General features: G+C 64.3%; 10 protein-coding genes. 5 read left to right on the top strand and 5 right to left on the bottom strand.

Annotated elements, in window-relative coordinates:
• Positions 1-20: 20 nt before the first annotated feature.
• Positions 21-1,334: a flavin-containing monooxygenase gene (locus ACZ46Y_RS04715; RefSeq protein ID WP_311955411.1), complete on the bottom strand. Its 1,314-nt coding sequence runs from the start codon at positions 1,332-1,334 to the stop codon at positions 21-23.
• A 175-nt stretch (positions 1,335-1,509) separates the two neighbouring features.
• Positions 1,510-2,571 (bottom strand): substrate-binding domain-containing protein, encoded by a 1,062-nt coding sequence (locus ACZ46Y_RS04710; RefSeq protein ID WP_311955410.1) that lies wholly within the window; start codon positions 2,569-2,571, stop codon positions 1,510-1,512.
• A 125-nt stretch (positions 2,572-2,696) separates the two neighbouring features.
• On the opposite strand from ACZ46Y_RS04710, the gene ACZ46Y_RS04705 reads away from it, so the two are divergent.
• The 5 genes from ACZ46Y_RS04705 to ACZ46Y_RS04685 are packed head-to-tail and all read left to right on the top strand — an operon-like array spanning position 2,697 to position 8,701.
• Complete coding sequence (locus tag ACZ46Y_RS04705; protein ID WP_311955407.1) at positions 2,697-3,188, top strand: formate dehydrogenase subunit gamma; 492 nt, start codon at positions 2,697-2,699, stop codon at positions 3,186-3,188.
• Positions 3,188-4,744, top strand: a complete 1,557-nt coding sequence (locus ACZ46Y_RS04700; RefSeq protein WP_311955404.1) for a formate dehydrogenase beta subunit — start codon at positions 3,188-3,190, stop codon at positions 4,742-4,744. Before ACZ46Y_RS04705 ends, ACZ46Y_RS04700 begins: the two co-directional genes overlap by 1 nt.
• Positions 4,741-7,620: a formate dehydrogenase subunit alpha gene (gene fdhF, locus ACZ46Y_RS04695; RefSeq protein ID WP_311955402.1), complete on the top strand. Its 2,880-nt coding sequence runs from the start codon at positions 4,741-4,743 to the stop codon at positions 7,618-7,620. The genes ACZ46Y_RS04700 and fdhF overlap by 4 nt, the downstream gene beginning before the upstream one ends.
• The gene (fdhD, locus tag ACZ46Y_RS04690) at positions 7,617-8,456 is read left to right on the top strand and encodes a formate dehydrogenase accessory sulfurtransferase FdhD (RefSeq protein WP_376717587.1); all 840 of its coding nucleotides are present in this window, start codon (positions 7,617-7,619) and stop codon (positions 8,454-8,456) included. Before fdhF ends, fdhD begins: the two co-directional genes overlap by 4 nt.
• Before the next feature lie 11 nt (positions 8,457-8,467).
• Entirely contained in the window at positions 8,468-8,701 is a 234-nt protein-coding gene (locus ACZ46Y_RS04685) for a formate dehydrogenase subunit delta (RefSeq protein WP_311955400.1), read from the top strand.
• Positions 8,702-8,721: 20 nt separating this feature from the next.
• Here the strand turns inward: ACZ46Y_RS04685 and ACZ46Y_RS04680 are convergent, their stop codons facing one another.
• From ACZ46Y_RS04680 to astD, 3 genes are read right to left on the bottom strand one after another with little or no spacing between them, the layout of a single operon-like run.
• Entirely contained in the window at positions 8,722-9,429 is a 708-nt protein-coding gene (locus ACZ46Y_RS04680) for a trimeric intracellular cation channel family protein (protein WP_311955398.1), read from the bottom strand.
• Positions 9,426-10,787, bottom strand: a complete 1,362-nt coding sequence (gene astB, locus ACZ46Y_RS04675) for an N-succinylarginine dihydrolase (protein WP_311955396.1) — start codon at positions 10,785-10,787, stop codon at positions 9,426-9,428. Before astB ends, ACZ46Y_RS04680 begins: the two co-directional genes overlap by 4 nt.
• Positions 10,784-12,256: a succinylglutamate-semialdehyde dehydrogenase gene (gene astD / locus ACZ46Y_RS04670; protein WP_311955395.1), complete on the bottom strand. Its 1,473-nt coding sequence runs from the start codon at positions 12,254-12,256 to the stop codon at positions 10,784-10,786. The genes astB and astD overlap by 4 nt, the downstream gene beginning before the upstream one ends.
• Between the last annotated feature and the right edge of the window lie 34 nt (positions 12,257-12,290).

Here is a 12,290-nt window from a genome sequence, read left to right as displayed (position 1 = left end):
ATTATTAACGTGCTCATATATTACTCGGACTCAGTCTCGAACTTGGCCACGCTCTGAACGGCGTTGTGATATTCCAGATACTTGCGCTGTTTGGCAATCTGGTCAGCGAGATATTTGGCATCATGCCAAACGCCCCAGATAAAGCTGGAACCACGGTGTGACAGCCACGGCAGGCCCAAAAAGTAGATGCCCGGCTCACTTGACACACCTCGATGATGTTTCGGCTTGCCGTTTTCATCGCAGGCCTCCACGTTTTTAAGCCAGCTGTAATCGACAGCAAAACCGGTTGCCCAGACAATCGTCTTGACGCCGGCTTCCGCCAGGTCAAGCTTCAGGATGGGGTCTTTCACACAGCCTGGGTCCGGAAGAATCTTGCGAGCTTCCGGCTCTTCCGGCAGATCAAGCCCGTTGCGCGCGATATATTCATCGGCGGCATCCAGCTGTGACAGGTAGTTCTCATCGCCACGCCGGATATTATCCGCAAGGTCGGGCTTGAAGCGCACCACACCGTTGTCGAAGGAGTCTGTCAGCCCCACCAGCGTTACACCCTCATGGGCAAGCGCACGAAAATCGACTGTCTTGCCACCGTGCGCACCGCTAACGGCGATAGTGACATGCTCCATTCCCGGCTTGATGGTTTCCGCATCCCACTCGCCGAGAACACCCAGCCACCAGCAGAAATCGCGGTTGCGGTAGGAACGCGGCGGACGGTCATGCGCCCCAACGGACAGGTAGACCTGTTTGCCGGCGCGCTGCAGCTCTTCGGCAATTTGCACGCCTGAAGAGCCGGCACCTACTACCAGGACTCCCCCTTCGGGAAGCTGCTCGGGATTGCGGTAATCCGACGTATGCATCTGGTAGAGAGCATCATCCTTGGGAGCAATCGGCGGAATAGCAGGCCGTTGGAAAGGGCCGGTCGCGGCAACGATGCGATTGGCCTCAAAGACACCTTCAGAGGTGTCAATGGTATACCCCAAACGGCCGACGTTACGCTCCACGTTCTTGACCTCAACGCCGGTGCGAATCGGTGCCTCTATCTTTTGGGCATACTTCTCAAAATACGACGCAACGTTTTCTTTTGAAGCAAAGCCTTCGGGATCCGTTTGGTCCTTATCGAACTCCATTCCGGGAAAGCGGTCATGCCAGGCGGGCCCGTTAGCCACCAGCGAATCCCACCGCTCCGAACGCCAGCGCTCGGCAATGCGGCTCCGCTCCAGAATCAGGTGAGGGACGCCCAGCTTGCCAAGATGCTCGCTCATGGCAATACCAGCTTGCCCGCCACCCACGATCAGGGTATCTGTAACTGTCTTTCCGGAAGAATCAGGGGTCGTCATGGGAGAACTCCTTGTTGTTCTATGTGCTACCTAATTGGCGTCTTTTACTGACTGCCCCAGAGACTAGAGATCCGGCTTGGTTAAATAAAATATTAATATCATTTTTTTAGGATAAAAAAAAACTATACAGACGTCAGCTTTACAGCTTTGTCTTTTACCCGAAGCCATCCACTGCCTAGCGAGGCAGCAGCGCTTCGAGTCCGTCTACCTGGCCACAGCGATCGGGAAAATAGCCCGGCAACGCCGTCACCGCCGCCTGAAACGCCTGGCTAGCCAAGATGGCACGAAGCTGCTCAACCCTGGGTTCCGCGAGACTTCGACGGTGGCAAATCAGCAGATAGTCCTCCAGCGCCAGAGGCACAAACGCCAGGCCAAAGCGTCGCGCGGCAGCCTCCACGCCGAAACCGGCATCCGCCATCCCCGCCGCCACATAGGCCGCGACGGCCGAATGGGTATATTCTTCCAGCTCATAGCCTGAAATCTTTCCCGCCGGCAAATCGGCTGACGCCAGCAAACCGTCCAGTAGCGCTCGCGTACCGGAGGCCCCCTGGCGGTTGATAAAGCGAACCTCCCTGCGGGCCAGGTCATCCAGCCCCCGGATGGCAAGCGGATTGTCCGAGGCCACCATCAACCCCTGACGACGCGTGATAAAGCGCACCACCCGGTGGCTGCGCGGTTTGAGTAAACCCCGGTAGTTACGGCTGACTGCCGCGCCCACTGCACCTCTGGGCAAGTGAAAGCCGGCCAGATCGCAGGCGCCGCGGTTGAGCGCCGCCAGCGCTTCCCGGGGGGGGCAATACTGCAGGTCAAGCCGCAGCTCCTCAAGGTAGGACGGCAGCAGCTCAACGGCATAGCCGTGGCTAGCGTGCAGTCGCAGCACCGGCTTGATGCCTTCGAGCGACTGCTGAATGGCCAGGTTGAGCTCTGAGGCCAGGCTTTCCAGCTGCGGACCCAGTCGGGCGCTCATACGCTGCTCGGCCCACAAGAGCTTTTCGCCTAGCGGCAGCAGCCGGGCTCCCCGCCCTCGCTGGAGCTCAACCAGCGGCGTGCCAAAGAACTCGTGCCATCTTTTGAGCATGTTCCAGGCATGGCGATAGGAAATGCCCACGTCGCGAGCCGCCAAAGTGAGCTTGCCGTGCCGGTGCACCGCCTTGAGCAGCTCAAACAGCTTGGGGTCGAGCTGGTTACCGGCTTCGTCGCTGAAGCGCCAGGCCGGCGCAATTTGGATCTTCTTCATATGAATAAACTTTCATATTTTGCCTTTTTCAAGTCGATGCTAGCTTTAATAGAGCCGTGATGCACGCATAACCCATAATATGTAGCTGAATACTTATTTAAAGAACAACGATCCAGGTGATACCCATGAGCGCTTATCCTGAATGGACGTCGTCGCTGATTCAGGCTGAAACCAACGCCCTGAAACACAAGCCCGGCGCCCTGCTGCCGATTCTTCACGCCATTCAGGATCGCTTCGGCTTTATTCCCCGAGAAGCGGTGCCGATTATCGCCGACACCCTGGGCCAAACGCGCGCCGAGGTGCACGGCGTGATCAGCTTTTACCACCATTTTCGAGCCACCCCTCCAGGCAACCACGTGCTGCAGGTTTGCCGTGCCGAAGCCTGCCAGGCGGTGGGAAGCCGCACCCTTGAGGCCCACGCCAAAGCGCGCCTGGGAGTGGACTACCATCAGACCACGGCCGACCGGGAAATTACCCTGGAGGCGGTCTACTGTTTAGGCAACTGCGCTTGCGGCCCCTCGCTACGCCTCGATGACAGCGTGTACGGCCGAGTCACGCCCGAGTCCTTTGATGCCCTGGTCGATGAGCTGCGTACCCAGCCGCTGGAGGTAATGTAATGAGCGCGCGCATTTTTATTCCCCGCGACACCACGGCGCTATCGCTGGGCGCCGATAGCGTGGCGCAACGGCTCGAGCACGAAGCGGCCAAGCGCGGACTGGAGATCACGCTGACACGCAACGGCTCCCGCGGCATGGCCTGGCTGGAGCCGCTGGTGGAAATAGAAACGTCCCGGGGCCGCATGGCCTACGGCCCGGTTATTCCGGCGGACATCCCATCGCTTCTCGACGCCGGCCTGCTGGAAGGCCGAACAGAACACCCTCTGTCTCAGGGGCTCACCGAGGCCATTCCCTGGCTTGCCCGCCAGCAGCGGCTGACGTTCGCCCGTATCGGCGTGACCGACCCGCTCTCCCTTGATGACTACCGGGCCCACGACGGCTTCCGGGGCCTGGAAAAAGCTCTGGCAGAGACACCGCAGCGCCTGGTCGACGAGGTCAAGGATTCCGGCCTGCGCGGCCGCGGCGGCGCCGCCTTTCCCACCGGCATCAAGTGGCAAACGGTGCTCGACGCGCCGGCCGAGCAGAAGTATATCGTCTGCAACGCCGACGAAGGCGACTCGGGCACCTTTGCCGATCGCCTGGTGATGGAATGCGACCCCTACCTGCTGCTTGAAGGCATGGCTATCGCCGGCCTCGCCGTTGGCGCTACCCAGGGCTATATCTACCTGCGCTCCGAGTACCCCCTCGCCCACCGGATCCTCGAGGCGGCCATCGCCCGCGCCGAGGCAGCCGGCTATCTGGGCGACAATATCGCTGACAGCGGGCACGCCTTTCATCTTGAAGTACGACTCGGCGCCGGCGCCTATATCTGCGGCGAAGAAACCTCACTGCTGGAAAGCCTCGAGGGCAAGCGCGGGCAGGTGCGCTTCAAGCCGCCCCTGCCCGCCATCGAAGGCTTTTTCGGCCAGCCCACCGTGGTCAACAACGTGCTGTCGCTGGCCGCTGTGCCTTACATACTCGCGGCGGGGGCCGAGGCTTACGCCCACTACGGCATGGGCCGCTCTCGGGGCACCCTGGCGCTGCAGCTGGCGGGCAACGTCAAATACGGCGGCCTGGTAGAGCTGGCGTTTGGCACCACCCTGCGCGAGCTGATGGAGAGCTATGGCGGCGGTACCCTAAGCGGCCGGCCGCTACGCGCCGTCCAGGTAGGCGGCCCCCTCGGCGCCTACCTGCCCGAAAGCCAGTGGGATCTGCCGCTGGACTACGAAACCTTTGCCGCTGACGACGCCGTGGTTGGCCACGGGGGCGTGGTGATGTTCGATGACAGCGTCGACATGGCCGAGCAGGCACGCTTCTCGATGGAGTTCTGCCGGGTAGAATCCTGCGGCAAGTGTACGCCCTGCCGTATCGGCTCGGCCCGCGGCGTCGAAGTCATTGACCGCATCCGCCGCAATGACAACCGCGACGGCAATCTGGTGCTGCTTGGCGAGCTCTGCGAAACCATGGAAGACGGCTCGCTGTGTGCCATGGGCGGCATGACGCCCTATCCGGTACAAAGTGCGCTCGCCCACTTCCCCGATGACTTCCTGCGCCAGGCGGAAGGAGAACAGACATGATTCAGCAGTTTGATCCTCAGCAGACTAAGGACTTGGGCACGCCGGCTCAATACGGCCCGCCCGTGGATCTCGAGATCGATGGCGTCGCGATTACGGTACCCGAGGGGACATCGGTGCTGCGCGCCGCAGCGCTGGCCGACATCAACATTCCCAAGCTTTGCGCCAGCGATAGCCTGGAACCTTTCGGCTCTTGCCGGCTGTGCGCCGTTCAGGTCGAGGGCAAGCGCGGCACGCCGGCGGCGTGTACGACCACAGTAGCGGCCGGAATGCGGATTACCACCCAGAACGAGCGGCTCGCCCGGCTGCGCCGCAACGTCATGGAACTCTACATCTCTGATCACCCGCTGGACTGCCTGACCTGCCCGGCCAACGGCGACTGCGAGCTCCAGGACATGGCCGGCGCGGTGGGCCTGCGCGAAGTGCGTTACGGCTTCAACGGCGAAAACCACATCTCCGCCGAGCAGGACCACTCCAATCCCTATTTCAGCTTTGATCCCAGCCGCTGCATTCTCTGCTCGCGCTGCGTGCGCGCCTGCGACGAGGTTCAAGGCACGTTCGCGCTGACCATTGACGGCAGGGGCTTTGATTCGCGCATCACGGCCGGCCAGGACGATGCCTTCATGGACTCCGACTGCGTCTCCTGCGGCGCTTGCGTTCAGGCCTGCCCCACCTCGACGCTGATGGAAAAAAGTGTGATCGAGCAGGGCCAACCCGAACACAGCGTTATCACCACCTGCGCCTACTGCGGCGTGGGCTGCTCCTTCGAAGCGCAGATGAAAGGCGACAAAGTAGTGCGGATGGTGCCCTACAAGGGGGGCGACGCCAACCATGGCCATTCCTGCGTCAAGGGGCGCTTTGCGTTTGGCTACGCGACCCACCCGGACCGCATCACCACGCCGATGATCCGCGATGCTATTGACCAACCCTGGCGCGAAGTCAGCTGGGAGGAAGCCATCGGCTTTGCCGCCGAGCGGCTCAAGGCCACCCAGGCCCAATATGGTCGCGAGAGCATCGGCGGTATTACCTCTTCGCGCTGTACCAACGAGGAAACCTACCTAGTACAGAAGCTGGTGCGCGCTACCTTCGGCAACAATAACACTGACACCTGTGCCCGGGTCTGCCACTCCCCCACCGGTTACGGTCTCAAGACCACCCTGGGCGAATCCGCCGGCACTCAGACCTTTGACTCCGTGATGAAAGCCGACGCCATCATCGTCATCGGCGCCAACCCTACCGATGCGCACCCGGTCTTCGGCTCGCTGATGCGCCGCCGGCTGCGTCAGGGGGCCAGGCTGATCGTCGCCGATCCCCGGCGCATCGATCTGCTCAATACCCCGCATTTGAAAGACGGCCAGCACCTGCCGCTGCGCCCCGGCACCAACGTGGCACTGGTTAACGCCCTGGGTCACGTGGTGGTCGATGAAGGCCTGGAGGATCACGACTTCATCGCCGCACGCTGCGATACCCAGGCCTACCAAGCCTGGCGTCAGTTTATCGCCGACGTCCGCCACTCGCCGGAGCAGACAGAAGCCGTTACCGGCGTGCCGGCCGCCGACGTACGCCATGCCGCGCGCACCTACGCCAACGCTGGCAACGGCGCGATCTACTACGGCCTGGGCGTCACCGAGCACAGCCAGGGATCGACCATGGTGATGGGCATCGCCAACCTAGCCATGGCCACCGGCAACCTCGGTCGTGAAGGCGTGGGCGTCAACCCGCTGCGCGGACAAAACAACGTCCAAGGCTCCTGCGACATGGGCTCTTTCCCCCACGAACTGCCCGGCTACCAGCACGTGGCCGACAAGACAGCGCGCGAACGCTTTGAAGCCGAGTGGGGCACGCCGATCGATGACGAGCCCGGGCTGCGTATTCCCAACATGTTCGATGCCGCCATCGACGGCAGTTTCAAGGCACTCTACGTCCAGGGCGAGGACATTGCCCAATCGGACCCCAACACCCAGCACGTAGAGGCGGCGCTTTCCTCGCTGGACTGCCTGATCGTTCAGGATATTTTCCTCAACGAAACCGCCAAATACGCCCACGTCCTACTGCCCGGCTCCAGCTTTTTGGAAAAGGATGGCACCTTCACCAACGCGGAGCGGCGCATCAACCGGGTGCGCAAAGTCATGGAACCGCTTGGTGGCAAGGCCGACTGGGAGGTCACCCTTGAGCTGTCCCGAGCCATGGGCTATCCCATGGACTACGCCCATCCCTCCGAGATCATGGATGAAGTTGCCCGCCTCACTCCGAGCTTCGCCGGCGTCAGCTACGCCAAGCTGGATGAGCAAGGCAGCCTGCAGTGGCCCTGTAACGCCGAGTACCCGCTGGGCATGCCGACCATGCACGAGATCGATTTTCCCATCGGCCGGGGCCGCTTCGCCATCACCGAGTATATGGCAACCGAAGAGCGCGCCAGCCGTCGCTTCCCTCTGCTGCTGACCACCGGCCGCATTCTTAGTCAATACAACGTCGGCGCCCAGACACGGAGGACGAGCAACCAGATATGGCACGATGAGGACATCCTAGACCTGCACCCTTCCGACGCCGAAGTGCGCGGCGTCAAGGACGGCGACTGGCTGGGCATCACCAGCCGCGCCGGCCATACGGTACTGCGCGCCAGGCTCAGCGAGCGCATGCAGCCAGGCGTGGTCTACACCACCTTCCACCACCCGGACAGCGGGGCTAACGTGATCACCACCGACAGCTCTGACTGGGCAACCAACTGCCCCGAATACAAGGTCACCGCGGTGCAGGTGGAAAAGGTCAGCCGCCCCTCGGCCTGGCAGGAGCGCTTCAAAGACTTCGATCACCAACAGCAAAAGCACCTGGCCACGGCCAAGACGGACCGACCGGCGGCTGGGACGGCCGCACCTTGAAACGCAGGGAGACCGGTTCACCGACCCGGCATCACGGCGTCGATGTCCGCCTCGGCGCATCGGGCTGGAGCGGCACTCGGGTCGCGGATACGCTGGCAACGGAGGTCCCGGTAGCGCTGATCTATAACGGCATCTCCCACGCGGTAATGATGGCAAGCCCGGCTGACCTGGCAGACTTTGCGCTGGGATTCAGTCTTTCGGAAGGGATCCTGGCGCACCCCCACGAATGTTATGACCTGACGGTTCACGAGGAGTCGCTGGGACTTGCCGTGCATCTGGAGATTGCCACCCAGCGGCTGGTTGAACTCAAGCAGCGCCGCCGAAGCCTCGCCGGCCGCACGGGCTGCGGCCTATGCGGCACCGAGTCGCTGGAGCAGGCCATTCAGCCCATTGCCCGGGTGCAGGCGCCGCCGCTAAGCGATAGCGCTATCCAGCGTGCACTGACGAGCCTTGCCGACCACCAGCCCTTGCAGGCGGCCACCGGTGCCAGCCACGGCGCCGCCTGGTGTGATACCAGCGGCCATATCCACCTAGTGCGCGAAGACGTCGGACGCCACAACGCCCTGGACAAACTGATTGGCGCCCTATCCTCGGATAGCCGTAGCGAAGGCGGCTTCGTACTGGTATCAAGCCGGGCCAGCTATGAAATGGTTCACAAAAGTGCCAGCGCCGGCATCGGCGCTCTGGTCGCCGTCTCGGCGGCTACCACGCTGGCCGTCGAGCTTGCTCAAGAGGCTGGCCTAATGCTGGTGGGGTTTGCCCGCCCGGGACGACACGTCATTTATCACCACCCCACCCCCGACGACGAGGGGGCAACGGCCATTGTCACCGGCTAAGGAGTTTCTGGATGGCAAACGAACAGCGTAGCAGCCTGACTTACATGGCGAATCAAATCGCCGATAATCTGCGCCACGGCGCCACCAGCGAAGAGGCCGCCGTCGAGCAGATTCACAACCATATGGAAAAATTCTGGGCACGTCCCATGAAGCGCCGTATCGTCGCCGATCTCGATACGACTGCCGCCGAACTTGACCCTCTTGCCCGGCGCGCCGTGGAGCGTCTGGCAACCAAGCACGCCTGAGCCATCGCCCCGGCGCCCGTTCAACGACGCTTGCGCTGGCGGCGGATCATCCGTACCCGTTTCCGGGCCTTTTGCACCGCGGCTTCGCCGTCCTCCACCGGTTTGGGCGGTATGCTGACCCAGGCAAATACCGGCAGCGCCAGCCCCCAGTGAATCGCCGGCAGCCGCAGGCCGAGCGTGGCCGCCACCGAAGCGCCGATGGTCAGCGCCGTTGGCGCACCCAGGCTATAAAGCGCGACGTACGCCACGCCGCCGGCAAAGGCCGCGGTGGCGTAGATTTCCTCGCGCAGCACCATAGGCATGCGCTGGGCGAGCACGTCGCGGATCATGCCGCCGGCCACCCCGGTCATCATGCCCATCAGCGTGGCGACTTCGCCGGCGTAGCCCAGCTCCAACGCCTTGTGGCTGCCAAGCGCGGTAAAAATCGCCAGGCCGAAGGCGTCGGCCACCGGCATAAACCCGCGCGACAGGCGATGGATATAGTGAAATCCCAGCAGCGCCAGGCCCACCGTTATCACAATCACCCACAGGTAGGTCGGGTCGCTCACCCAGAACACCGGGCGCACGCCCATCACCAGGTCGCGCAGGGTGCCGCCGCCGATGCCGGTCACCGCCGCCAGCACCAGCATGCCCACCGGGTCCATGCGCTTGCGACACGCCAGCACCACGCCGGACAGCGCAAAGACAATCACCCCGGCCATATCCAGCCAGTACACCAGTTGGCTCACGCGTTGGTTTCTCCTTGAGCTTTACGCTGAAACGGGTAAATCGCCCCCAGCTGCAGTATCCCGGTCAGCTCGTCAAGCGCGGCAAGCGACTCCTCCATCAGCTGCGGGTCGGCCAAATCCGCCGGGGCCAGGCGATCGCGGTAGTGGCGCCTGACCCAGTCGGCAAGCGCCGTATGGAGGGCGTCATCCATCAGCACCCGGCCGGAAAGCGCCGCGCGCTGGGCGTCATCCAGCACCACTCGCAGGCGCAGGCAGGCCGGGCCGCCGCCGTTCTGCATGCTCTGCTTGACGTCCTTGACCCGCATCTCGCCGATCGGATTGTGGCCGGCGAGCACCAGGTCCTGCAGCGTGCGCCATACGGCTTCGTGGTGCTCGCATTCGCCGGGCACCACCAGGGTCATGCTGCCGTCGGCGTTGGACAGCAGCTGGGAGTTGAACAGGTAGGTCGCCACGGCGTCGTCGAGGCTCACCGCCTCAGTCGGCACCCGCACGGGAATCAACGGCTCGGACATTTTCTCGCGAAGCGCCTCGAGCGTGCCCGCCTCGTCGGCAAAGGCTCTCTCGTGGTACAGCAGCACCGGGCCGTTGCCCACCGCGATCACGTCGTTGTGAAACACCCCGGCGTCGACGGCGTCCGGATGCTGACGGGCGAATACCGTCTGCGCCGCACTCAGGCCGTGCTGGCGGGCCACCGCTTCGCTCGCCTCTCGGGTTTGTCGCGCAGTAAAGCGCGCGGGCGCGGGCTCAAAACCGAAGGCATCGCGTCCGTAAACGAACAGATGCACGCCGGGCTCGCCGTAGGCAGCGCCGAGGCGGGTATGGTTGGCCGCGCCCTCGTCGGCAAACGCCGGCGTGGCCGGCAGCGGCGGATGATGGGCGAAATGCGCCGGATCGGCAAATATCGCCTGCAGAATGCGCCCGGTGGTCGCCGGCTCCAGGCAGCGATGCAGGCCGGACTGCAGGTTGGCCGGGGTAAACTGCACCCGGCCGTCCGGGGCGTCGGCGCCCGGGGTGACCGTGGCGGCGTTGGCCGTCCACATGCTGGAGGCCGAGCACGCCGCCCGCAGCATGGCCGGCGCCTGCTTTTCCGCCGCGGCCAGCACCTCGGCGTCGCTGCCGGCAAAGCCCAGCCGGCGTAGAAAGTCGAGGTCCGGGCGCTGCTGGGGCGGCAGTACGCCCTGAGGGTAGCCGGCGCGGCTCAGCGCGTGCATCTTCTCCAGTCCCTGAAGCGCCGCCTCCCGGGGATTGGATACCAGCCCGGCGTGGCGCCTGGAGGCGACGTTGCCCGCCGCCAGCCCGGCATAGTTGTGGGTCGGGCCCACCAGGCCGTCGAAGTTGACCTCCACCGCGCTGGTCATAGCGCCACCCCGGGCGGCAGCTGCTCGGGCAGCGCCAGGGTGTCGGTTTCCATGGAGGCCACGGGGTAGGCGCAGTAGTCCGCGGCGTAGTAGGCGCTGGGGCGATGGTTGCCGCTGTCGCCCACGCCGCCGAAGGGCGCATCGCCCGAGGCGCCGGTGGTCTGACGGTTCCAGTTGACGATGCCCGCGCGGATGCGCAGCAGGAAGTCTTCCCAGTCGGCCTGCTCGCCGCCGATGAGCCCGGCGGAAAGCCCGTAGCGGGTATCGTTGGCCAGGCGAATGGCCTCGTCCCAGTCGGCGTAGCGGTGCACGGTCAGCAGCGGGCCAAAGTGCTCTTCGTCGGGCACGTCCAGCCCGGTGACGTCGAGAAGGCCGGGGCTTACCAGGCTGGTGCCGTCGGCCAGGCTATGCATACGCTTGAGCACCGTGGCGCCCTGGGCTTCCAGCGCCTGCTGGGCCTCGAGCAGGCCGTCGGCGGCGGCAGCGCTGACCAGTCCCGCGTAAAACGGCGGATGCTGCTCGTTGAACGGCTCGGCTACCCGCAGCTTGCCGGCGGCGTCCACCAGCGCCTCGATCAGCCGGTCGCCCACCTCGCCCTCGGGCACCAGCAGGCGCCGGGCGCAGGTGCAGCGCTGGCCGCCGGAAGCGAACGCCGACTGCAGAATCGTCAGCACCGCGGCGCGCTGGTCGGGGACGTTTTTCACCACCAGCGGATTGTTGCCGCCAAGCTCCAGCGCCAGAATTTTGCCCGGCTGGCCGGCAAACTGGCGGTGCAGCATGCCGCCTACCCGGGCGCTGCCGGTAAACAGCAGGCCGTCGATGGACGAATCGCTCGCCAGCGCCTGGCCCACCGGCACGCCGCCCTGGACGAGGTTGATCACCCCGGCGGGCAGGCCGGCCTTTTCCCAGCACTGCAGGGTCAGATCGGCGGTGAGCGGCGTCTGTTCGCTGGGCTTGAACACCACGGCGTTGCCCGCCAGCAGCGCCGGCACGATGTGGCCGTTGGGCAGGTGGCCGGGAAAGTTGTAGGGGCCGAAGACGGCCATGACGCCGTGGGGTCGATGGCGCAGCACCGCCCGGGCCTCGCCCACGGATTTTTCGCGCTCGCCGGTGCGCTCGGCGTAGGCCTGTAGCGAAAGCCCGACCTTGCCGATCATCGCGCCGACTTCGGTGCGCGCCTCCCACAGCGGCTTGCCGGTTTCCCCGGCGATAGCCACGGCCAGCGGCTCCCGGCGCTCTTTGAGCACCTCGGCAAAGCGCTCCACCAGCGCCCGGCGCTCGGCAAAGGGCGTTTTCGCCCAGCCGATAAAAGCGTCCCGGGCGGCGCTTACCGCCGCCGCCACCTGGGCCTCGTCGGCGGCGGCGCCCTGCCACAGCAGCGCGCCGGACACGCCGTCGTGCTTGACAATCGCCGGCGCGCGGCCGCCTACCCATTCCCCGTTGATCAGCTGCTGCTGCGTGGCGTGCATATCCGTCTCCCTTGACCGTGGTTGGCCTATACAG

This window comes from Halomonas garicola (genome assembly GCF_055382465.1).
This window is presented reverse-complemented; position numbering and strand designations above follow the sequence as displayed.

What these genes read in the sequence shown, in the direction of transcription:
- ACZ46Y_RS04700 (WP_311955404.1), top strand. Translation starts at nt 3,188, where the DNA reads ATGAGCGCGCGCATTTTTATTCCCCGCGACACCACGGCGCTATCGCTG.
- ACZ46Y_RS04715 (WP_311955411.1), bottom strand. Translation starts at nt 1,334, where the DNA reads ATGACGACCCCTGATTCTTCCGGAAAGACAGTTACAGATACCCTGATC.
- ACZ46Y_RS04710 (WP_311955410.1), bottom strand. Translation starts at nt 2,571, where the DNA reads ATGAAGAAGATCCAAATTGCGCCGGCCTGGCGCTTCAGCGACGAAGCC.
- ACZ46Y_RS04685 (WP_311955400.1), top strand. Translation starts at nt 8,468, where the DNA reads ATGGCAAACGAACAGCGTAGCAGCCTGACTTACATGGCGAATCAAATC.
- ACZ46Y_RS04705 (WP_311955407.1), top strand. Translation starts at nt 2,697, where the DNA reads ATGAGCGCTTATCCTGAATGGACGTCGTCGCTGATTCAGGCTGAAACC.
- astB (WP_311955396.1), bottom strand. Translation starts at nt 10,787, where the DNA reads ATGACCAGCGCGGTGGAGGTCAACTTCGACGGCCTGGTGGGCCCGACC.
- astD (WP_311955395.1), bottom strand. Translation starts at nt 12,256, where the DNA reads ATGCACGCCACGCAGCAGCAGCTGATCAACGGGGAATGGGTAGGCGGC.
- fdhF (WP_311955402.1), top strand. Translation starts at nt 4,741, where the DNA reads ATGATTCAGCAGTTTGATCCTCAGCAGACTAAGGACTTGGGCACGCCG.